Annotated in this window: 16 protein-coding genes; 7 read left to right on the top strand and 9 right to left on the bottom strand. The window is 66.4% G+C overall.

The window, feature by feature from the left end:
• Position 1 precedes the first annotated feature (1 nt).
• The 4 genes from kduD to DM806_RS23610 all read left to right on the top strand — a co-directional run bounded on the left by kduD (position 2) and on the right by DM806_RS23610 (position 5,424).
• The gene (kduD, locus tag DM806_RS23625; protein ID WP_179045600.1) at positions 2 to 727 is read left to right on the top strand and encodes a 2-dehydro-3-deoxy-D-gluconate 5-dehydrogenase KduD; all 726 of its coding nucleotides are present in this window, start codon (positions 2 to 4) and stop codon (positions 725 to 727) included.
• Between the two features lie 151 nt (positions 728 to 878).
• Positions 879 to 3,278 (top strand): beta-galactosidase, encoded by a 2,400-nt coding sequence (locus DM806_RS23620; RefSeq protein WP_179045599.1) that lies wholly within the window; start codon positions 879 to 881, stop codon positions 3,276 to 3,278.
• Positions 3,275 to 4,483: a glycosyl hydrolase 53 family protein gene (locus tag DM806_RS23615; protein WP_179045598.1), complete on the top strand. Its 1,209-nt coding sequence runs from the start codon at positions 3,275 to 3,277 to the stop codon at positions 4,481 to 4,483. Before DM806_RS23620 ends, DM806_RS23615 begins: the two co-directional genes overlap by 4 nt.
• Complete coding sequence (locus DM806_RS23610) at positions 4,480 to 5,424, top strand: glycoside hydrolase family 43 protein (protein WP_179045597.1); 945 nt, start codon at positions 4,480 to 4,482, stop codon at positions 5,422 to 5,424. Before DM806_RS23615 ends, DM806_RS23610 begins: the two co-directional genes overlap by 4 nt.
• On the opposite strand, the gene DM806_RS23605 is transcribed toward DM806_RS23610, so the two are convergent.
• The 7 genes from DM806_RS23605 to DM806_RS23575 form a co-directional block, all read right to left on the bottom strand.
• Positions 5,383 to 6,822, bottom strand: coding sequence for an efflux transporter outer membrane subunit (locus tag DM806_RS23605; RefSeq protein ID WP_179045596.1), 1,440 nt, complete (start codon positions 6,820 to 6,822; stop codon positions 5,383 to 5,385). The two genes, DM806_RS23610 and DM806_RS23605, sit on opposite strands and share 42 nt — an antisense overlap.
• Positions 6,815 to 7,717: an efflux RND transporter periplasmic adaptor subunit gene (locus DM806_RS23600; protein ID WP_179045595.1), complete on the bottom strand. Its 903-nt coding sequence runs from the start codon at positions 7,715 to 7,717 to the stop codon at positions 6,815 to 6,817. The genes DM806_RS23605 and DM806_RS23600 overlap by 8 nt, the downstream gene beginning before the upstream one ends.
• Positions 7,714 to 7,929, bottom strand: coding sequence for a DUF1656 domain-containing protein (locus DM806_RS23595; protein ID WP_179045594.1), 216 nt, complete (start codon positions 7,927 to 7,929; stop codon positions 7,714 to 7,716). Before DM806_RS23595 ends, DM806_RS23600 begins: the two co-directional genes overlap by 4 nt.
• A complete protein-coding gene (locus DM806_RS23590) occupies positions 7,926 to 9,986 on the bottom strand; it encodes an FUSC family protein (RefSeq protein WP_179045610.1) in 2,061 nt (686 codons plus the stop codon). The genes DM806_RS23595 and DM806_RS23590 overlap by 4 nt, the downstream gene beginning before the upstream one ends.
• Positions 9,987 to 9,988: 2 nt before the next feature.
• On the bottom strand, positions 9,989 to 10,438 hold the full coding sequence (locus tag DM806_RS23585; protein WP_179045593.1) for a MarR family winged helix-turn-helix transcriptional regulator: 450 nt from the start codon (positions 10,436 to 10,438) through the stop codon (positions 9,989 to 9,991).
• A gap of 170 nt (positions 10,439 to 10,608) precedes the next feature.
• On the bottom strand, positions 10,609 to 10,911 hold the full coding sequence (locus DM806_RS23580) for a hypothetical protein (RefSeq protein WP_179045592.1): 303 nt from the start codon (positions 10,909 to 10,911) through the stop codon (positions 10,609 to 10,611).
• 23 nt (positions 10,912 to 10,934) lie between these two features.
• The gene (locus DM806_RS23575) at positions 10,935 to 13,817 is read right to left on the bottom strand and encodes a M16 family metallopeptidase (protein ID WP_179045591.1); all 2,883 of its coding nucleotides are present in this window, start codon (positions 13,815 to 13,817) and stop codon (positions 10,935 to 10,937) included.
• A gap of 164 nt (positions 13,818 to 13,981) precedes the next feature.
• Here DM806_RS23575 and DM806_RS23570 point away from each other — a divergent pair, with 164 nt between their 5' ends.
• Together DM806_RS23570 and clpB are read left to right on the top strand one after the other, a co-directional pair.
• A complete protein-coding gene (locus DM806_RS23570; protein WP_179045590.1) occupies positions 13,982 to 15,631 on the top strand; it encodes a M28 family metallopeptidase in 1,650 nt (549 codons plus the stop codon).
• Positions 15,632 to 15,704: 73 nt separating this feature from the next.
• The gene (gene clpB / locus DM806_RS23565) at positions 15,705 to 18,284 is read left to right on the top strand and encodes an ATP-dependent chaperone ClpB (protein ID WP_179045589.1); all 2,580 of its coding nucleotides are present in this window, start codon (positions 15,705 to 15,707) and stop codon (positions 18,282 to 18,284) included.
• Between the two features lie 61 nt (positions 18,285 to 18,345).
• On the opposite strand, the gene DM806_RS23560 is transcribed toward clpB, so the two are convergent.
• Positions 18,346 to 18,564: a hypothetical protein gene (locus tag DM806_RS23560; protein ID WP_179045609.1), complete on the bottom strand. Its 219-nt coding sequence runs from the start codon at positions 18,562 to 18,564 to the stop codon at positions 18,346 to 18,348.
• A gap of 91 nt (positions 18,565 to 18,655) precedes the next feature.
• A complete protein-coding gene (locus DM806_RS23555; RefSeq protein WP_179045588.1) occupies positions 18,656 to 19,936 on the bottom strand; it encodes an aspartyl/asparaginyl beta-hydroxylase domain-containing protein in 1,281 nt (426 codons plus the stop codon).
• A gap of 106 nt (positions 19,937 to 20,042) precedes the next feature.
• Between DM806_RS23555 and DM806_RS23550 the strand changes: the two genes are divergently transcribed.
• A complete protein-coding gene (locus DM806_RS23550; RefSeq protein ID WP_179045587.1) occupies positions 20,043 to 21,071 on the top strand; it encodes a hypothetical protein in 1,029 nt (342 codons plus the stop codon).
• The last annotated feature ends 72 nt before the right edge of the window (positions 21,072 to 21,143 follow it).

Raw genomic sequence — 21,143 nt, 5'->3', positions numbered from 1 at the left:
GGTGGCGATCGTCACCGGCGCCAACACCGGCATCGGGCAGGCGATCGCGCTGTCGCTGGCGGCCGCCGGCGCCGACATCGCCGCCGTGGGTCGCACGCCCGCGCAGGACACCGTCGATCAGGTCCGCGCGCTGGGCCACAAGGCGGAGATCGTCTCCGCCGATCTTTCCAGCATCGAGCCGGTCCAGCGCGTCATCGACGAGACGCTGGAGAAGCTTGGCGGCCTCGATATCCTGATCAACAATGCCGGCATCATTCGCCGCGCCGACAGCGTCGACTTCACCGAGGAAGACTGGGACGCGGTGATCGACACGAACCTCAAGACCACCTTCTTCCTCTGCCAGGCGGCGGGTCGCCACATGCTGGCGCAGGGCAGCGGCAAGATCGTCAACATCGCCTCGCTCCTGTCCTTCCAGGGCGGCATCCGCGTGCCGAGCTACACCGCGTCGAAGAGCGGCGTCGCGGGCCTGACCAAACTGCTCGCCAACGAGTGGGCGGCCAGGGGCGTCAACGTCAACGCGATCGCGCCGGGCTATATCGCCACCAACAACACCGCCGTCTTGCAGGCCGACGAAACCCGCAACCGCCAGATCCAGGAGCGTATCCCGGCCGGCCGCTGGGGCGATCCCAGCGACATTGGCGGGGCGGCCGTGTTCCTCTCTTCTGCTGCGGCCAACTACATCCATGGCCATACGCTGGCGGTGGACGGCGGATGGCTCGCGCGCTGATCTGACGCCCAAACCAACCCCCGTTCGGGCTGAGCCTGTCGAAGCCTCCCTTTTTCTTCGAAAGAAGAAGAGCACTTCGACAAGCTCAGTGCGAACGGTGAATAAAAGGAGAGGGACAAACCCTCCCACCCCCATCAGGAGAGGAGGACCAATGCCCCAACTCGACAGGCGAACTGCGCTCACCGCCACCGGCCTCGCCACATTGGGCCTCGCCCTCCCCGGTCGGGCCGCCGCGCAAGTCCCGGCCAGCCTCGACGCCAGCAAGCCCGGCCTGCCGCTCAAGTCCGGCCATCTCCACATGGGCAGCGGCACCGGCCCGCATGGCCGCCTCGGCATCACCAACCTCTATCTGACGCGTGACGACCGGCCCTGGCTCCCGGTCATGGGCGAATTCCATCTCACCCGCTTCCCCAGCCAATATTGGGAAGAGGAACTGCTCAAGATGAAGGCGGCGGGCGTCACTATCGTCGCCAGCTATATCCTCTGGAACCATGTCGAACTGGCGCCCGGCCACATCGACTGGACCGGCGACCGCGATATCCGCCGCTTCGTCACCCTCTGCCAGAAACATGGCCTGCTCTTCTTCCTGCGCCCCGGTCCCTGGGGCCATGCCGAGGCGCGCTTCGGCGGCATCCCCGACTGGATCGTCGCCGGCACCCGTCCGCGCAGCAACGACCCAGCCTATATGCTGGAGGTAGACCGCTTCTGGCGCAGCCTGCACGATCAGGTGAAGGGGTTGTTCTGGAAGGATGGCGGTCCGATCGTCGGGATGCAGGTCGAGAATGAATATAATCTCGATGGTGAAGGGCAGGGCCGCGCCCACATCGCAGCGCTGAAAGCGCTGGCGCAGAAGATCGGATATGACGTGCCGCTCTACACCGTCACCGGCTGGGACCAGACCCTCTATCCCAAGGGGGAGGTCGTGCCCGTCCATGGCGGCTATCCCGACGAACCCTGGTCGGCGAAGACGACCGCGCTGCCGCCCAAGGAAAATTATCTCTTCCGCTTCGACAGCCGGGTCAGCGGCGACCTTGGCGCGCAGACGCGCAACAATCGCCGGGGCGACGCCGACAGCGACATGGCGGACACGCCCTTTCTCGGCGCGGAATATGGCGGCGGCGTGCCGGTCATGTATCGCCGCCGCCCGCTGCTGGAACCCGCCGATGTCGCCGCCGCCGTCACCACGCAGGTCGGGTCAGGGGTCAATCTGCTCGGCTATTATATGTTCCATGGCGGCGCGAACCCGCTGGCGCAGGGCCGCACGCTTGAGGAAACCCAGCGGTCGGGCGGCTATAATGACTGCCCGGTCATCGCCTATGATTTCCAGGCGCCGATCGGCCAATATGGCGAGGTGAACCCGGTCAACGCCGCGCTGCGCCCGCTCCATTATTTCCTCGGCCACTATGGCGAACAACTCGCCCCCATGGCGGTCCATGCGCCCGCGACGCTCCCCGCCGACAAGAATGACCTCAAGACGCTGCGCTGGGCCGTCCGCAGCAAGGGCGACAGCGGCTTCCTCTTCGTCAACAACCATGTCCGCCAATATGCGACGCCCGCTTTTCCCGGCACGCGCTTCACCGTGCAGTTGCCGGGCGGCAGCGTCACCTTGCCCTCCCGCCCCGTCACCATCGCGCCGGGCGCCAGCTTCTTCTGGCCGATCAACATGGACCTCGACGGCGTGATGCTCAGTTGGGCCACAGCCCAGCCCGTCACCCGCATCGAGGACAGCAAGGATTCTGGGGACGGCCCCATCCACATCCTCGCCGCCACCCTGCCCGGCGCGGTCGAACTCGCCTTCCCCGCTGGCACGCGCGTGTCGGCATCCACCCGCACGGAGGAAGGCCGCGTCATCGCGCAGGTGCCGCCCTCGCCCGACCGCCTGCTGACCGTCACCAGCGCGGACGGCCGCCGCGTCCGCCTCCTCCTGCTGGATCAAGCATCCGCGCAGAATCTCTGGGTCGGCGACATCGAGGGCCAACGCCGCCTCGTCCTTACCGCCGCCGACACGATGTTCACGCCTGACGGCCTGATCCTGCGCCAGCGCGGCAAGGCCCGATTCGACTGGCGCATCCTCCCCGGCCCGGCCGCCAGCGCCACCGTCAAAGGCCCGTCGCCCTCCAATATCCTGTTCACCCAGACGCGCGAAGCGGGCGAAGCACCGCCCATCGCCATCGGCGGCCCTGCCAAGGCCGCGATGCAACCGCTGCCCGAAGCGCACAAGGCCGCCGCCGCCTTCACCTTCACCCTCCCCGCCGACGCGGTGAAACAGGGCGACGCCTTCCTCGAAATCGACTGGCGTGGCGATATCGGGCGGATATTCGACGGCACCGACATGCTGGACGACGCCTATTGGGACGGCCGCGTCTGGCGCATCGGGTTGAAGCGCTTCGCCGACCGGCTCGGCAAGCCCTGGACGCTCACCATCCTGCCGCTGCGCGCCGACGCGCCCATCTATCTGGATGACAAGGCCCGCGCGAAACTGCCCAAGGGCGATCAGGTCGCCAGCCTTCTCACCCTCCGCCTCGTCCCCGAACTGGAGCATCGCGCATGACCAGACTGACCCGCCGCGCCACTTTCGGCCTTTCGACCCTGCCCATGCTCGCCCATCCCGCCCTCGCTGCGCCGAAAAGGACCGGCGCGCGCCCCGGCCCCTTCCTCATCGGCGCGGACGTCAGCTGGGTGCCGGAAGATGAAGCCGCAGGCGCGCGCTATTTCGTGAAGGGCGAGCAAAAAGACCCTATCGCTCTCCTACGCGACGCGGGTTTCAACGCCATCCGCCTGCGCATCTTCGTCGATCCGGCGAAAGGCTATTCGAAACGCGAACCCGACAAGGCTTGGGCGGGTCTCGACCAGACCATCAAACTCGGCCGCCGCATCCGCGAGGCGGGCCTCTATCTCGTCCTCAGCTTCCATTACAGCGACACCTGGGCCGACCCGGAGCATCAGGGCGTGCCCGCCGCCTGGGCCGGTTACGACCTGCCCCAACTGGCAAAAGCGGTCGAGGCCCACACCCATGACACGCTGGTCGCGATGCGCGCGGGCGGCGCGCCGGTCGACATGGCGGTGATCGGCAACGAAACCACCTTCGGCATCCTCTGGCCCCATGGCCGGGTGAAGCTTTCCACCTCGACCGGCAATCCTGTCACCGACGCCAACCATGCCAAGGTCGGCGAAGTCGGCGGCTTCGACAATTTCGCCAGCCTGCTGCGCGCGGGGATAGCGGGCGCGCGCCGCGCCGAACCCGCCATCGCCATCCAGCTGCACAATCATCTCGGCCGCCACTGGCCGATCGTGCGCGAATGGACCGACGCGCTCGTCGCCCGCAAGGTCGATTTCGACGTGATCGGCTTCTCCTGCTACCAGCAGCGCGCGCAGGGCGACTGGGAAACGACGTTCCGCGAGTTCGTGAAACGCTATCCCGACAAGGGGCTGCTGGTCGCCGAATATTCCAGCCGCAAACGCTATATCAACGACCTCGTCCACGCGCTGCCCGGCAAGCATGGCTGGGGCAGCTTCATCTGGGAACCCTTCCGCCACCAGGAGGCGATCTTCGACCTCGACGGGAAAAATGCGGGCGAAGGAGCTAAACCCGACCTGATTTCCCAGGGTCTCAACAGCGCCGAAGCCCCCGGCGGCCTCGCCACCGCACGGCCCGTACCCAAGCCCGAACCGACCGGCCCCATGGGTCATGGCGGCGACTATGTCGCCAACCCGCTGCTCGACCTCTACGGCCACATGGCGAAGGACTATAAATGAGACGCCGAGATTTCACCTTGGGCTTAGGCGCGCTGACCCTCGCCGCCTGCGCCACCGCCCGCACCCCGCGGCGCGACGATCCGCTGATCTTCGCCTATTTCACCACCGGCAAGAAAGGCGAGGCGGACGGCCTGAAACTCGCCGTCAGCGACGACGGTTTCGCCTTCCGCACGTTGGCGGGCGGACGCAGCCTGCTGATCCCGGAGGTCGGCGAGAAGAAGCTGCTGCGCGATCCCTTCCTCTTCCATGACGGGAAGCGCTATCATCTGCTCTGGACCACCGCCTGGGAAGGCGTGACCATCGGCCATGCCACCAGCGCCGACCTGATCCACTGGTCCGCGCAAAAGGCGATCCCGGTCATGCAGGACGTGCCCGGCACCCGCAATTGCTGGGCGCCCGAAGCGATCCGCGATCCGCGCACCGGCCGCACCGAGATTTTCTGGTCCAGCACCGTCACCGGCCGCTTCACCGAAACGGCGGGGACTTCGGAATCCGCCTATAATCACCGCCTCTGGCGATGCAGCACCGCCGATTTCGAGACTTTCTCGAAGCCAGAACCGCTCTACGACCCCGGCTTCAGCGTCATCGACGGCACCTTCGCCCACGGCCCGGACAAACAGCTCTACCTGATCGTCAAGGACGAAACAGTCGAACCGCCGCGCAAATGGCTTCAGGTTGCCAAGGCCGACAGCCCCACCGGTCCCTTCGGCCCGCTATCCAAACCCTTCTCCCCCGCCTGGGTCGAAGGGCCGATGACCGCTCAAGTGGGCGACGCGCTGATCTGCTATTATGACGTCTATAAGGAAGGCCGCTGGGGCGCGGCGATGACCCGCGACATGGTGACTTGGGAAGATGTCAGCGCGCGCCTCACTCTACCGACGGGCGCGCGCCACGGATCGTTATTGCGCGTTCCCCGCGCCCTGGTCAGCGCCATCGCCTGAAGACCAGCCCCCGCCCAGCGCGAGGAAGATCGCGATCTGGTCCTGCACCAGTTGCGCCCGCGCGGCAGCCGCAGAGGCCTCCGCACTCGCCAGACTGCGCTGCGCATCGAGCAGCGAGAGGAAGTCGCCCCGGCCAAAGCGGAACAGCTTGCCCGCCTGTCCGGCCGACACGCCCGCACTGTCGCGCGCCCGGTCGAGCGCGGCCGCCTGCTCGGCATTGCGGCGATAGGTTTCCAGCGCCGTTTCGGTCTGGCGCAGCGCCTCCAGCACCGATGCGTCGAAGCCGGCAAGGTCCGCCTTCACCTGCGCATCGGCCTGGGCGATCCGTGCACGCACCACCGGCCGGTTGGGGAAGCTCCAGCTGAGCAGCGGACCCAGGCTGAAGCCGAAGGCCGATCCCGATCCGAAATCCTTGAGCGGTCCGGCCAGGCCCACCGACCCGCCGATGCTGACCTGCGGATAGAGGTCGGCGGTCGCCACGCCCAGCCGCGCCGTATCGCCCGCGATTGTGCGTTCGGCCTGACGGATATCGGGCCGCCGCCGGATCAGCGCCGCGCCATCGCCGACCGGCAAGGGCTGGCCCAGCGTCGGTAGCGCGGCGCAACTTTCGATCTCGCGCGGATAATCGGCGGGCGCGCGGCCCAGCAGCGTCGCCAGCAGATAGAGCGCATTCTGCCGCTGCGCCGCAAAGCCGGGCAGCGCCGCCTCGCTCGAATCCACCGCCGCCTGCGCGCGGCTGACGTCGAAGGCAGTGCCGCGCCCACCCTTGGCCAGCCGCCGCGTCGCATCCAGCGTGTCGCGCTGCAACGCCACCACCTTGCGGTTGATGGTGAGGTTGTAATTGGCCGCGCACACCTGCGCATAGGCCTGCGCCGTCGCCGCGGCCACGCCGACGCGCACATAGTCGCGCGCCGCCGTCACCGCCTCGACATCGGCGCCGCTCGCTTCGATCGCGCGCCTGATCCGGCCGTTCAGGTCGAGCGAATAGGATGCCGCGAGCCCCAGATCATAGGATACCGAACCGGGCAGATGCTGCGACACGCCCGACGCGCGGGCGATCGTCTCGCCGCCGCTCACCGATGTCGTGATCTCCCGCCCCGCCTGTGCTTCCCGCAGCACCGCCTGCGCCTTTTCCAGATTGGCGTCGGCCGCGCGCAGGTCGGCATTGGCGGCCAGAGCCTGTTCCACCAGCGCATCGAGCTGCGGGTCGACATAGAGCCGCCACCAATGGTCGGGCAGCGCGCCTAACGAAAATTGCCCGCCCTGCGCCGAATGGAAGGCCCCGGTCGCCCCCGGCGTGGTCGCCGCCGACTGTTCTGGCGGGCGATAATCCGGCCCGGCGGTCGCGCAGGCGGCAAGGCTCAGCGCCAGCAGCGGCGCGCAGACGCGCTTAGCCATGACGGCAGTCCCCCGGCTTGGCGTCCTTCGCCGCCGGCTGCACCGTCACCGTCGCGGTCCGGCCGCTGATCAGGCGCAGTCCCGCCGGCACCTTTTCCAGCTTCACCCGAACCGGAATACGCTGGGCCAGCCGCACCCAGGAAAAGGTCGGCTCGACCGAAGGCAGCAGGTTGCCCGAATTGCTGCGGCTGTCGTCATTGATGCCATAAGCGATGCTTTCGACCCGGCCATGCACATCCTGCGCCTCGCCCATCAGCCGCACCGTCACCGGCGCGCCGATGCAGATCAGCGGCAGCTTGGTTTCCTCGAAATAGCCCTCGACCCGCAGGGAATCGCTGTCGATCAGCGCCATCGCCTGGCTGCCCGCGCCAACATAGTCGCCCGGATGCAGGTCGAGATTGGTGACGACGCCATTGACGGACGCCAGGATCTTCGTGCGCTTGAGGTTCAGCGCCGCCGCATCGCGCCCGCTATAGGCTTCGGCCAGCGCCGCCTGCGCGGTTTCGACCTTGGCCAGATTCTGCTCATGCGTTTCGGCCGCGACCAGATCGCCCAGCGCCGTGTCGCGCCGCGCCTCGCGCCGCGCCTGTCCCAGCGTCGCCTGCGCGCTGGCGATCCGGGCGTTCGCCTCCTCCAGCGCCATGGAGTAGCGCGGCGTATCGATGACGAAGAGCAGATCGCCCGCCTTCACCAGCTGATTGTCGCGCACCGCGACCGAGGTGACGAGGCCGCTGATGTCCGGCGTCACCCGCACCACATCGGCGCGCACGCGCCCGTCGCGGGTCCAGGGGCTGCCCTCATAATGATTCCACATCCAGATCGCGACGGCGGTTGCGGCGACGACAAGGGCGATGGTGGCGGCGCTGCGGATCAGCACAGTAGTGAGGCGGTTCATAGACGGATTCCAAGGGTGGGGACGAGGATGGCGAGCCCGCCGAGGATCAGCACGAAGATGCTGAGGTCGACGGCCGCGCGATAGGCGAGGAAGCGGTAGAGGCCGGCAGCGCCGATCAGCCGGGTCACGACCCAGGCGAGGATCAGCGCGACGAGCGCCAGCAGCAAAAGAGTGGGGATGAAAATACCGCCAAAGGCAATTTCTCCGGTCATGCGATGGCCCTCCGATAGCCTTCAGCGTCCGGGAACAGGTTGCGGCGCAGGCTGACGAGGCCCAGCACCGCCTCGCGGCGGATCGACAGGCGCGGATTGGCCGCCAGATCGTCGATCGCCGCATCGATGTCATTGAGCAGCGCAGGTTCGGCGGGCTGCGGCGCGTCGGGATCGAGCCGGCGATAATGGGCGCTGACCCCCTGCAACACAGTGGCGAGGCGCCCGCCCTCCTGCACCGGCAAGTCAAGCCGCAATTGCCGCAGCTCGCCGATCGCCACGCCCGTGCGCAGGTCGCGCAACGCGTCGTAGAGCGGCTTGCCGCTGTCCCGCCGCGTGGCGGCGAGGCGCGGGGCCAGCAGGGCGATGCGATCGAGCATCCGGTTGATCCAGCCGCGCACGTCCGGCGGCGACATCAATGTCGCACGATTGGCGATATCGGCCCAGCCCGCGCGGATCGTCCGGCGGATCGCCCGCTCGACCCCGGCCGACTGGAACAGTCCGGCCATGACGATCGCGAACCAGATGCCGACGATCTGCGCCACCGCGCCGTTGATGTAGGAGCCAAAGGCGCTGACATAATGATCCGACAGCAGCACCGGGCTGCCCAGGCCGAGCAGGGTCGGCAGCGCGATCCCCATCCAGCGGGGCGACGCCATCATCGCGCCCAGCAGCAGCAGCATCGGCGCATAGGCCAGCGCCAGCATCCCGAAACCGTCCAGCCGGGGCATGATGGCATAGCCATAGACGGCCCCCAGCGCCGATGCAGCGACGGTGCCGATCATGAAGCCCTTGAGCGGCGCCAGCGGATTATCGACGGCGGCGAACAGCGCCAGGAAGACGCCGGCCAGCATCACCGCGCTGCCGCCATCCTTCCACCCGCTGCCGATCCAAAGGGCGCAACCGATGGCGATCGTCATGAAGGCGGCGAAGGCGCCGCGCGCCGCGCCGGCATAGTCGCGGTGCAGTTCGCGGTTGCGGCGTCCCTCCAGCAGTTCGGCGACGCGTGGCGTCACGGCGGCACGACTGTGCGTCGCCATCTGGTCGGCCAGGTCGCGGCAATCGCGATGCGCCGCGACCAGCGCGGCAAGCCGGGCGTAAAGGCTGAGCCGCATCATGTCGCCCCAGCCCATGTCGGCGCGCGCCTCCGGCTCCAGCGCATGGCAGCGGTCGATCAGTTGTTGGGTCAGCACGGCGCGGGTCGCATTGTCGGGCGCAGGCGTGTCCAGCCACAGGCGGATATCGGCGATCAGCGCCTCGACCTGTGGCGGCGCCATGCCGTCATTGGCGGCCTTCAGTTCGGCCAACCTGTCCTCCACCGCCGCACCCAGCGGCAGCAGCATCGACAGTTGGTCCTGCAAGGCGCGCACGGTGCGCACGCGCGGCGCGAGACGGCTGATGTCGAAGGGCAGATGCGCCGACATCTGGTGCAGTTCGGTCACGTCCTGCGCCAGTCGGCGGCGTTCGGCGTCGAGGCCCGCCACCGGCTCTACCGCAATGGCGTCGCGCGACCAGCGCTCCGCATCGCGCAGGATCGCATCGACCCGGCCCAGCAGCACGCTGGTAATCGATCCGGGCAGGATGACGCCATGAACCAGGCTGCCCGACACTATGCCGATCAATATCTCCTGCACGCGCAGGGAGGCCACGGTGAAGATGGTCTGGGGCGTGTCGACGTCGGGAAAGACGATCAGGCAGGCGGTATAGCCCGCCAGCACGAACATGTAGGAGCGCGGCGTGCGGTCGAGCAGCGACACGAAGCAGCACAGGCCCAGCCATGACGCCATGGCGAGCGAGAGCAGTTCAGGCGAATTGACCAGCGGCGGCACGATCGCGACCGCGAACATGGCGCCGGCGAAAGTGCCGATGATGCGGAACAGCGCCTTGGAAATCACCGCCCCGGCCATGGGCTGGGCGACGATATAGCTGGTCAGGAACGCCCAATAGGGACGTTCCAGCCCGATGCTGAACGCCACGAACAGAGCCAGCATGGAAGCTGCCAGGCATTTCAGGGAAAAGAGCGCAGCGGGGACGCCGAACCGCTCGCTGGTGGCGCGCAATGTCACATCTGGCTCCGCCGTTCGGCGATGCGCCGCGCGAGTAGGTCAAGCAGTTCGGCCATGATCTCGATCGCCTCGTCCGGCACATCGCGCAACAGATCCACGCGCAGGATATCGAGCCGCTCTTCGATCTGTCCGACCAGCTCCTGTCCAGCCGGGGTCAGGGCGATGATGTTGGAGCGCTTGTCCTCGGGATGGGGCGTGCGTGCGATCAGCCCTGCCGCCTGCAACTGGTCGAGCGTGCGGACCAGCGAAGGCTGGCTGATGTCGAGCGATTCGGCCAGCTCCGCCTGGCGCACGTCGGCGCCGATGCGATCGATGTGGATCAGGCACCAGCCCGCGCTGTTGGACACGCCGAACTCCGCCAGCGCACTGTCGGCCAGTTGCCGCCAGCTCCGGGCGACCGGGGCCATTTTGTGCGCGAGGAGGCGCTTCGACTCTGTGATGGGCATATCCATTAGATAGCTAACTAATGGAAATTATCAATATTGCTGCTGATTGTCTATTTCGCTGTCTCGTTTGCAAAGAATGCAATCGGACCCGTTGCAAGGCCCGTCCGCTTCGAGCGGGTCGGGAAGCGGGCAAGCCACGCTCCCTTCCTTCTCGAAGCGAAGGATCGGGATCAGGCCCGCCGCGTGCCGGTAAAGGCCGACGCGCCGAACGCGCCCAGCTGCATCGTGCCGGTGATGGCGTCGCCCGCCACGTCGGCCTCGCATTCCAGCGTCATCGGCATGGGCATGGTCATTTCCATCTTCCACGTCAGCTTCGCGCCGTCGACCTTGCCGTCGACCACGTCCAGCGATCCCATCATGCCGGCAAAGGTGCCGTTGAAGCGATCGCCGCTGCTGATGACGGTGAACACGCCCTTCTGGTCGCCCATCGGGGTCTTCGCCACGCAATCATAGGCGCCATCCACTGCTGCCATGTCCATTCTCCTTTACGTTGGCGTCAATCAGCCAATGTGCCCATTTCCACCGGCAGACCCACCGCGTCAAGCTGCGGCCGCACCAGTTTCGCATCGCCCACCACGACCCAGATCAGCCGGTCGGGGTTGATCGCCTCGCGCGCGGCCTTGTCGAAGTCCGCCGCGGTCATGGCGCGGTAGACCTTGGGCAGCGTCTCATAATAATCGTCGGGCCGGCCGATCAGGGCGTTGCGCATCATTGCACTCAGCAGATCGGACGACGTCTCGAAACTGCCGGGCAGCGACAGGATCTGGCTATTGATGGTCTGGTTGCGCTCCGCCTCGGTCGTGCCCTTGGTGGTCAGATAGTCCTTAATGTCCTGCCGCGCGGCAACGATCGATTCCCCGGTCTTGTCGGTCTGGACCGGCGCATAGACCAACAGCGGGATGGTTTCCCGAACGCCGGGCAGCGCCGTGCCCGCGCCATAGGCCCAGCCCTTTGTCTCGCGCAGGTCCATGGTCAGGCGCGACGTGGTGCTGCCGCCCAGCACTTCATTGGCGGTCAGCAACGTCACCGGATTGTCGGTCCCCGCCTTGTTGGTCAGCAGGCCGCCCAGGATCAGCGATTGCGGGCTTTGCGGCTTGTCGATCAGGATGATCCGCGACGGGCGCATCATCCGGTCCATGCGGAACAGCTTGCCGCCCTTCGCCACGGTCGGCGCCTTCCAGTCGCCGAAACGCTTTTCCAGCAGTGGCAGCAGCTCGGCCAGCGTCGTGTCGCCCGCGACGAAGATGGTCGCATTGTCGGGTCGCAGCCATTTGTCGTGGAAGGCGGTCAGGTCCGCCCGCGTCACCGCCTTGACGCCACTTTCCGTGCCGGAACCGGTGAAGGGGATGCCATAGGGATGCGCCTGCCCATAGAGCAGCGGCGGCAGCATCCGCTGGGCGATCGCCATCGGCTCGGTCTTCTCGGCCTTGATCCGGGTCAGTACCTGCCCGCGCAGGCGCTCCACCTCGGCCGGTGCGAAGGCGGGGTTGCGGATTACGTCGGCCAGCAGGCCCAGCGACGCGTCGAGATTGGGCTTGAGCGCAAACAGGCCGACATTAGTGCGGTCCATGCTGTTGCTTGCGCTGATCGACGCGCCCAGCCGCTCCTGCTCCTCGGCGATCTGCACCGACGACCGCGTCGTCGTGCCTTCGTCCAGCAATGCGGTGGTGAGGCCCGCCGTACCCAGCTTCGCCCGGTCGTCGGCCGCGTTACCCGCGTCGAACGCGACCGAGACGCGCACGGTCGGCACCGCGGTACGCTGCGCGAACACGACCTTGATACCGTTCTTCAGCGTCGCATGCTCGACATCGGGGAAGTCCAGATCCTTGACCGGCTCGATCGGCGGCTCGGCGATCTTCGTCGGCGCCGGCGGCGTGGCCGCAGCAGGTGCAGCCGCTTGCGGATCACGGAAGAAGGCGGGCTTGTGACCCGCTCCGCCTGCCGTCGCGTTACCGGCCAGCGCATTGTCCGCCGCGCTCCGCTCGCCCGGCGCGACCGTCAGGCGCAGCACCGGCCGGCCCAGCCATTTGCGCGCCGTCGCCGCCACGCTCTGCGGCGTCGCGCTCGCATAGACGGCGAGATCCTTCTTATATTTGCCCGGATCGTCGGAATAGACTGCGCCCTCGGCCAGCGTCACTGCCTTGCCCGAAAAGCCGCCGACCTTCTCCAGGCCCGAAATCGTGCCCGACGCCTGCTGGGTCGCGGCGCGCAGCACTTCATCGGCGGTCGGTCCTTTGGCGAGATAATCGGCGAGCAGCTGGTCCAGCCGCTTGCCCACCGCCACCGGGTCAGCGCCCGGCTTCACGTCGACCGTGATCTCGGCCAGGCTCAGCTTCTCGAACGGCTGGATGCTGGCCTTGACGCTGACCGCCACCTTCTCGTCGCGCACCAGCGCATTGTCGAGCCGCGACGAGCCGAGACCGCCGAACACCGTCATGGCAAGGTCGAGCTGTTGCAGGTCAGCCGAATTGACCCCCGGCACCACCCAGTTGCGGTAGAGGCGGGTCGCGGCGACATTGTCGTGCATCGTGACCTCGGCATCCTTGGCCAGGGTCGGGACGGTCGCGTCCACATCCTTGGGCGCGGGACCGGCGGGAATGTTGCCGAACCATTTGCCGACCTTCGCCTTGGCGGTCGCGACGTCGATGTCGCCCGCCAGCACCAGCACGGCGTTGTTCGGGCCATAATGGGTCTTGAACCAGTTCTGGACGTCGGCCAGGCTCGCGCCATTGAGGTCCGCCATCGATCCGATGGTCGAGTGGCGATAGGGATGGCCTTCGGGCATCAGCGCGGCGAGCTGAGCATATTCGACCAGGCCATAAGGCTCATTCTCGCCCATGCGCTTTTCATTCTGCACGACGCCGCGCTGGGTATCGAGCTTGGTCTGCGTCACCGCGCCCAGCAGATGGCCCATGCGGTCGGATTCCAGGAACAGCGCCCGGTCGAGTGCGCCGGTCGGCACCGTCTCGAAATAATTGGTGCGGTCGAACCAGGTCGTGCCGTTCCAGTCGGTCGCGCCGATATCCTCCAGCCGCCCGAAGAAGGGACCATCGGCATTTTCGGAGCCGTAGAACATCAGATGTTCGAACAGATGGGCGAAACCGGTCTTGCCCGCAGGCTCGAAGCGCGAGCCGACATGATACCAGATCGACACCGCCACCACCGGCGCCTTGCGGTCGGTATGGACGATCACCCGCAGCCCGTTGGGCAGGCGAAATTCCTCATAGGGAATGTCGACCTTCGACACGAGGCTGGACAGCGGCGCGGGCGCCACCGCCGCCACGGCGCTCTGGGCCATGGCCTGGGTCGCCGGCATCAGGGCGAGCGCGGAGAGGCCGATCAGCAGGGGCAGCCGGCGGGACAGGGAGGAAAGGGTCATGAAAGGCCTCTGGCAGGAGCTACGGACCAAGCGGCGACGAACGCGCCACGATGGTCCGCACCATAGCGAGGCGTGATAGGCGTGCAATACGCAAAGGGTGGACAGACGTTTCGCGGGACGGCAATCCTGTCGCCATAATATCTGACCAGAAAGTCCCTTCCGCCATGAAACGCCTGGCCCTGCTGGCTGCCGCCTCCGCCCTCGTGATCCCTGCCGCCCTGTCGGCCCAGTCTTCCGCCGATCCCGTCTTCACGCCCGCCGCCATGCGCGCCCATGTCGAATTTCTCGCCGACGATCTGCTCAAGGGCCGCGATACCGGCAGCGAGGGGCATGAGATCGCCGCCCGTTATGTCGCCAGCCAGTTTGACGGCCTCGGCCTCAAGCCGGCCGGCGATCAGAATGGCTGGCTCCAGCGCATCACCTTCCAGAAGACCGAATTCGGCAAGACGCCCGCCACCCTGACCGTCACCGGCGCGGGCGGTGCAAAGAGCTTCGCCCATGCTGGTGACGTCATCGTCGGCATCAATGCCGCCGAGCCGCATCTGGACGTGACCGCGCCGCTGGTCTTCGTAGGCTATGGCCTCGAAAACAAGCGCCTCGGCCTCGACGATTATGCCGGCCTGGACGTGAAGGGGAAAATGGTCGTCACCCTGCGCGGCTATCCCAAGGGACTGCCGAGCGAGGAAGGCGCGCATCTGTCCGCGACCAAGGGCAAGGTCGCCGAAGCGCATGGCGCGATCGGCATGCTGTCGCTTGGCACCATCCAGTCGATGAAGGCCCGCCCCTGGGCGCGCATGGCGCAGTTCGCCGACGAACCCGATTTCACCTGGGTCTCGCCCGAAGGCGTCCCCTTCAACGCCGCACCGGGGCTGCGCGCTTCCGCCGCGCTCAACGATCCGGCGGCAGAAGCCGTGTTCGCCGGCGCGCCCACGACCATCACCGCGATCCGCAAGACCGCCGACAAGGCGGGCGGCAAGCCCAAGGGCTTCGCGCTCAAGACGAGCGTGACGATCAAGGCGGACACCGTCAGCGAGCGCGTCACCAGCCCCAATGTCGTCGCCATCCTGCCCGGCAGCGACCCGAAGCTGAAGGATGAGTATGTCGTCCTGTCCGCCCATCTCGACCATATCGGCATCAGCCCGGCGAAACCCGACGATCCGGCAGATAAGGACCGGATCAACAATGGCGCGCTGGACAATGGCGCGGGCATCGCGACCATGCTGGAAGTCGCGCGCGCCATGGCGCAATCCCCGGACAAGCCGCGCCGCTCGATCATCTTCCTCGCCTCCACGGCTGAGGAAAAGGGGCTGCTGGGCGCGGATTATTTCGCCCGTCACCCATCCGTTCCCGTCAAGCAGATCGTCGGCAATGTCGACCTCGACATGCCGCTGCTGCTCTATCCCTTCACCGACGTCGTCGCCTTCGGCGCGGACCATTCGACGCTGGGACCGATCGTCGCCAAGGCGGTCGCGCCGATGGGCGTGAAGCTGTCGCCCGACCCGATGCCGCAGGAAACGATTTTCGTCCGTTCCGACCATTATATGTTCGTCAAGCAGGGCGTGCCCGCCGTCTTCCTCGCCACCGGTTTCGCCAATGGCGGTGAGAAGGCGTGGGACGCGTTTCTGGGCGGCGCCTATCATCATCCCGGCGACGACATGATGCAGAAGATCGACTGGAGAGCGGGCGCGCGCTTTGCCGAGGCCAATTACCGCATTACCCGCGCCATGGCTGATGGCGACACCCCGCCTTTATGGTTCGCCAAGGATTTCTTCGGCGACCTGTTCGCGCCGGATGCCGCCAAGGCGCCCAAATAAGGAAATTGCGCATCGCCTCTTGTGTGGTTTTTGAGCAACACTACATCGCCGCTATCAATTTGAGTGGATGCACATGAACCTCGAAAAATTCACCGATCGCGCCAAGGGCTTCCTCCAGTCGGCGCAAACCGTGGCGATCCGCATGAGCCATCAGCGGATCAGCCCGGAACATCTGTTGAAGGCGCTGCTGGAAGATCAGCAGGGCATGGCGTCCGGCCTGATCAAGGCGGCGGGCGGCGACGCCGCCGTGGCGTTGCGCGAAACCGATGCGGCACTGGCAAAGGTGCCATCCGTATCGGGCAGCGGCGCGCAGCAGACGCCGGGCCTCGATAATGACGTCGTGCGCGTACTGGACAGCGCCGAGCAAGTCGCGGCCAAGGCGGGCGACAGCTTCGTCACGGTCGAGCGGCTTCTGCTGGCCCTCACCCTCGCCACCACCACGGCGGCGGGCAAGGCGTTGGCGGCGGCGGGCGTGAAGGCCGAGGCGCTCAACGCCGCGATCAACACTTTGCGCGGCGGCCGCACCGCCGACACCGCGGGCGCGGAGGATCGCTATGATGCGCTCAAGAAATTCGCCCGCGACCTGACCGAAGCGGCGCGTGCCGGCAAGCTCGACCCGGTCATCGGCCGCGACGAGGAAATCCGCCGCACCATCCAGATTCTCGCCCGCCGCACCAAGAATAATCCGGTGCTGATCGGCGAACCGGGCGTCGGCAAGACCGCCATCGCCGAAGGCCTGGCGCTGCGCATCGCCAATGGCGACGTGCCCGACACACTGAAGGACCGCACGCTGATGGCGCTCGACATGGGCAGCCTGATTGCGGGCGCGAAGTATCGCGGCGAGTTCGAGGAGCGGCTGAAGGGCGTGCTCGACGAAGTGAAGGGCGCAGACGGCCAGATCGTCCTCTTCATCGACGAGATGCACACGCTGATCGGCGCTGGCAAGTCCGAGGGCGCGATGGATGCGGGCAATCTGCTCAAGCCCGCGCTGGCGCGCGGCGAGCTGCATTGCATCGGCGCGACCACGCTCGACGAATATCGCAAATATGTGGAGAAGGATCCCGCGCTCCAGCGGCGATTCCAGCCGGTGTTCGTCGGCGAACCGACGGTGGAGGACACCATCTCCATCCTGCGCGGCATCAAGGAGAAATATGAGGCGCATCATGGCGTCCGTATCGCCGACGCCGCGATCGTCAGCGCCGCGACCCTCTCCAACCGCTACATCACCGACCGCTTCCTGCCCGACAAGGCCATCGACCTGATGGACGAGGCCGCGTCCCGCATCCGCATGGAAGTGGAGAGCAAGCCGGAAGAGATCGAGAATCTCGACCGCCGCATCATGCAGCTCCAGATCGAACGCGAGGCGCTGAGGAAGGAAAGCGACACTGCGTCGAAGGACAGGCTCGCCAATCTCGAAGCCGATCTCGCCAATCTGGAGGAGCAGTCCGCCGAACTCACCACCCGCTGGCAGGCGGAAAAGGACAAGATCGCGGGCGAAGCTAGGTTGAAGGAGCAACTGGACGCCGCGCGCATCCAGCTGGAACAGGCGCAGCGGTCAGGCGAATATGGCAAGGCGGGCGAATTGCAATATGGCACCATCCCCGCGCTCGAAAAGCAGTTGGAGGAAGCGCAGACCGCCTCGGCCGGCGCAATGCTGCGCGAGGAGGTAACGAGCGAGGATATTGCCTCGGTCGTCAGCCGCTGGACCGGCATCCCGGTCGACCGCATGCTGGAGGGCGAGCGTGAAAAGCTGCTCAACATGGAAAAAGTGCTGGGCCAGCGCGTCATTGGGCAGGCCGATGCGGTCAAGGCCGTGTCGACCGCCGTGCGCCGCAGCCGGGCGGGCCTACAGGATCCGAACCGGCCGCTCGGCAGCTTCCTTTTCCTCGGCCCCACAGGCGTCGGCAAGACCGAACTGACCAAGGCGCTGGCCGGCTTCCTGTTCGACGACGACTCAGCGATGGTGCGCATCGACATGAGCGAGTTCATGGAGAAGCATAGCGTCGCGCGGCTGATCGGCGCGCCTCCGGGCTATGTCGGCTATGAGGAAGGCGGCGTGCTGACCGAAGCCGTCCGCCGCCGCCCCTATCAGGTCGTGCTGTTCGACGAGGTCGAAAAGGCGCATGGCGACGTGTTCAACATCCTGCTCCAGGTGCTGGATGACGGCCGGCTGACCGATGGGCAGGGCCGCACGGTCGACTTCACCAACACGATCATCGTGCTGACATCGAATCTCGGCAGCCAATATATTGCCGGGCTTGGCGACGATGAACCGGTGGAGAAGGTCGAGGACCAGGTGATGGACGTGGTCCGCGCCCATTTCCGTCCGGAATTCCTCAACCGCCTGGACGAGGTGATCCTGTTCCACCGCCTGGGCGCGAACCATATGGCCCCGATCGTCGATATCCAGGTCGCGCGCATCGGCAAGCTGCTGAAGGATCGCAAGATCGCCCTCGATCTGACCGAAGGCGCGCGGGCCTGGCTCGGCCGGGTCGGCTATGATCCGGTCTATGGCGCGCGGCCGCTGAAGCGGGCGGTGCAGCGCTACATGCAGGATCCGCTGGCGGACCTGATCCTGCGCGGCGAAGTGCCCGACGGATCAACCGTCCGTGTCGAGGATGGCGACGGCGCGCTGAAGCTCAGCGTCGCGTGAACGAAAAGGCCCGCCGCAGGAAGTGGCGGGCCTTTTATGCTTGAGCAAAGCCGCCGATACTTCAACCGCTGGGATTCATCCCAGCCCGGCTGCGGGTGATCAGGTCGTCAGCGTCCCGATTCTGCTGTTCGCTGATGACGCGCCATTCCGCATTGGTCCTGCAGATGCGCTCCTTGCGCACCAGCGAACCGGTGACGTCGAGCCGCTTGCAGCGCACTGCATTGGGATCGTTGCGGTCCAGCTTTGGCTTGTCCTCCGCCAGCGCAGGCATGGCGATCATGAACAGGCTGGACGCGATTACTGCCTTCAAAGCACGCACTAGAAGTCTCCCAGAAAGGCGGCGGACGCGATGATCGCGATCCTGCCGTCGATCAGATGCTCGCCGGGACGTCCTTCGTCTTGCTGGCATCGGCCGTGGCATAGAATTGCTTCAATAATTGCTGCTCTTCAAGCGACAAATGCGGATTCCACACGTCGAAGATCAGCACCACGCGCAAATGCTCGCTTTCGTTCCAGGCCTCATGGTCTATCGTGTCGTCGAAGGCGAAGGCCTTGCCTTCTTCCCATGCCCTGGTCTCCCCGCCCACTCGGAAGAAACAACCTGGCGGCACGATCAGCGGCAGATGAATGATGGCGCGGGTGTTGGTGACGCCGGTATGCGCCGGGATATGGCTTCCGGGCTTGAGCAGCGAGAAGAAGGCCGACGGCGCGCGTCTGGGAATGTCGGCGCGCGGCAACGCCTCCAGGGCGGCCACCGTCTGTGGACAGGCAGCACAGACGGCCTCGTTCCGCGCGCCATATTCCCACAGGAAAGCCGCACCCCAATCGAGCGATCCGTCGAGCGCGGTCCACTTATTCTCCGGTGTTCCCGCATCCTGCCGCACATAGGGCCGGACGGAGGCCCCTTGCTTTTCCACCAGCGCCAGAAACTCTGCGCGGATCCCATCCGTCTGGGCCTCCAATTGCGCCATCCAGGGAAAATGCGCGCGATCGAAAAACTCGTCGGCCGGAAGGAAAGGATAATACAGTCCGGAACAGTGATTCTGATATACCGAGCGCCGCCCGAATTCATGGTCGAGACATGTCTGGAACCGCCGCCGGGCGAGTGCATCGGATGCCTCCAGCGTCTCCGCCACGCCCGCTTCGACAAAGGAGGCGAAGCGCGCATTATGGTCGCGGACGAACTGGCGCCCGGCATCCAATGTCGCAGCCAGCGCTGGCGGGATGTCCGTCATCCCGGCCGCCATCGCCAGCACCTTGCCCCAGCTGTCGGCGGCGGGCTGCGCTTCGTTGAGCCGCTGCTGCAACTGCGCCAGGCGCAACTGCGCCATGAAATTGCGCTGGTCGATCGCGATCGCCTGCGCCAGCGCGCCGCGCTCGCCTTCGGCATCGGCAAGGCCACGCTCGGCGGAGGCGACATTCATCCAGAGAGCTGCCTCGCCAGGATCGGCCTGCGTGGCTGCGTGGAAATGGGTGCGCGCGGTGGCAAAATCGCTGTGGTCGAGGGCAATCAGGCCGAGCAGGTTGAGTGCTTGCGGCTGCCCCGGCTGGCGACGCAACGCTTCGCCCAACGCCTGTTCGGCCTCCGCAACGCGGCCATGCCGCCGCGCCTCCACCGCCTGTTGCAACAACCGTCCGACATTCGCGTCCATATGCCCCCCGCCTTGACATGTCAGGCTATCAGACGCCGAAGCCGTGGCAAGTGGGTGAAATCGCGCCAGCTTGTACGGACAAGTCAGCCATGCGAAGGCTTGGCTCATGAGCGCCTCCTCCCTCCGCAATGCCATGGCCGATGCCGAATGGCTCGCCCATCGCTACGATCCGGGCCATGACGCCTTTCATATGCGCCATGTCCCGCGCGAACAGCATGGCACGATCCCGTTCCTGACGGATGAGCATCTGGAGCAGCAGGGGCAGCCGCTGGTCGTGCGCCGGACCGACGCCATGCCGCAGGCCGCCGCGCCGGGGGCGATCCATTTCATCTTCCATTCGGCCTATTGCTGCTCGACGCTGCTTGCCGCCGCCTTCGACCATCCTGGCGTGGCGATGGGTCTCAAGGAACCCGTGCTGCTCAATGACCTGATCGGCTGGCGACACCGCGGCGCGAAGGGGCCGGAGGTGGCGCGTGTGCTGGACGAAGGGATGCGCTTGCTGGCGCGGCCGTTCGCGCCCGGCGAGGCGGTGGTGATCAAGCCCTCCAACATCGTCAATCCGTTGATCCCCGGCATCATGGGGCTGCGGCCGCAGGCACGCGCGCTGCTGCTGCATGCACCGCTCGACATGTATCTCGCCTCGATCGCCCGCAAGGGCATGTGGGGACGATTGTGGGTCCGCGACCTGTTCCAGAAGCTGATGCTGGAAGGCATGCTGGCGCCGATCGGGATCGTCCCGGACCAGTATCTTGGCTTGACGGACATCCAGGTCGCCGCCGTCGGCTGGCTCGCGCAGCAGCGGCAGTTCGCGATGCTGGCCGACCAGCTTGGCGACAGGGTGGCTACACTCGACAGCGAGACATTGGTCGCCCGGCCGAAGGAAAGTCTGGCGAGGCTCGCGCGGCTGTTCGGGCTGGCGATGGACGAAGCGACGATCGAGAAGATCGTCGCCGGCCCCGTCTTCGCGTGCGATGCCAAGAGCGGCGCGGCATTTGCCGATGGCCAGCGGGCCAGCCAGGCCCGGCGCGATTTCGAAACCTTCAAGGACGAAGTGGAGAAGGTCGCGCATTGGACCCGCGTCCTCGCCACCAACGCCGCCATTCCGATGGCATTGCCCCGACCATTGCTGGATTGAGGCTGGCTCTCTCCGCTTTCCGCGCTGCTTGAAAAAGGGCCGGTGTTTCCACCGGCCCTTTCCTTTTACTTG

It is taken from the genome of Sphingobium lactosutens, from assembly GCF_013393185.1.
Taxonomy (GTDB): Bacteria; Pseudomonadota; Alphaproteobacteria; order Sphingomonadales; family Sphingomonadaceae; genus Sphingobium; species Sphingobium lactosutens_A.
Note: the sequence above shows the minus strand (reverse complement) of the source record. Positions and strands in the feature narration are given on the sequence as shown.

What these genes read in the sequence shown, in the direction of transcription:
- clpB (WP_179045589.1), top strand. Translation starts at nt 15,705, where the DNA reads ATGAACCTCGAAAAATTCACCGATCGCGCCAAGGGCTTCCTCCAGTCG.
- DM806_RS23560 (WP_179045609.1), bottom strand. Translation starts at nt 18,564, where the DNA reads ATGATCGCCATGCCTGCGCTGGCGGAGGACAAGCCAAAGCTGGACCGC.
- DM806_RS23610 (WP_179045597.1), top strand. Translation starts at nt 4,480, where the DNA reads ATGAGACGCCGAGATTTCACCTTGGGCTTAGGCGCGCTGACCCTCGCC.
- DM806_RS23555 (WP_179045588.1), bottom strand. Translation starts at nt 19,936, where the DNA reads ATGGACGCGAATGTCGGACGGTTGTTGCAACAGGCGGTGGAGGCGCGG.
- DM806_RS23550 (WP_179045587.1), top strand. Translation starts at nt 20,043, where the DNA reads ATGAGCGCCTCCTCCCTCCGCAATGCCATGGCCGATGCCGAATGGCTC.
- DM806_RS23615 (WP_179045598.1), top strand. Translation starts at nt 3,275, where the DNA reads ATGACCAGACTGACCCGCCGCGCCACTTTCGGCCTTTCGACCCTGCCC.
- DM806_RS23575 (WP_179045591.1), bottom strand. Translation starts at nt 13,817, where the DNA reads ATGACCCTTTCCTCCCTGTCCCGCCGGCTGCCCCTGCTGATCGGCCTC.
- DM806_RS23620 (WP_179045599.1), top strand. Translation starts at nt 879, where the DNA reads ATGCCCCAACTCGACAGGCGAACTGCGCTCACCGCCACCGGCCTCGCC.
- DM806_RS23605 (WP_179045596.1), bottom strand. Translation starts at nt 6,822, where the DNA reads ATGGCTAAGCGCGTCTGCGCGCCGCTGCTGGCGCTGAGCCTTGCCGCC.
- DM806_RS23580 (WP_179045592.1), bottom strand. Translation starts at nt 10,911, where the DNA reads ATGGCAGCAGTGGATGGCGCCTATGATTGCGTGGCGAAGACCCCGATG.
- DM806_RS23585 (WP_179045593.1), bottom strand. Translation starts at nt 10,438, where the DNA reads ATGCCCATCACAGAGTCGAAGCGCCTCCTCGCGCACAAAATGGCCCCG.
- DM806_RS23595 (WP_179045594.1), bottom strand. Translation starts at nt 7,929, where the DNA reads ATGACCGGAGAAATTGCCTTTGGCGGTATTTTCATCCCCACTCTTTTG.
- DM806_RS23570 (WP_179045590.1), top strand. Translation starts at nt 13,982, where the DNA reads ATGAAACGCCTGGCCCTGCTGGCTGCCGCCTCCGCCCTCGTGATCCCT.
- DM806_RS23600 (WP_179045595.1), bottom strand. Translation starts at nt 7,717, where the DNA reads ATGAACCGCCTCACTACTGTGCTGATCCGCAGCGCCGCCACCATCGCC.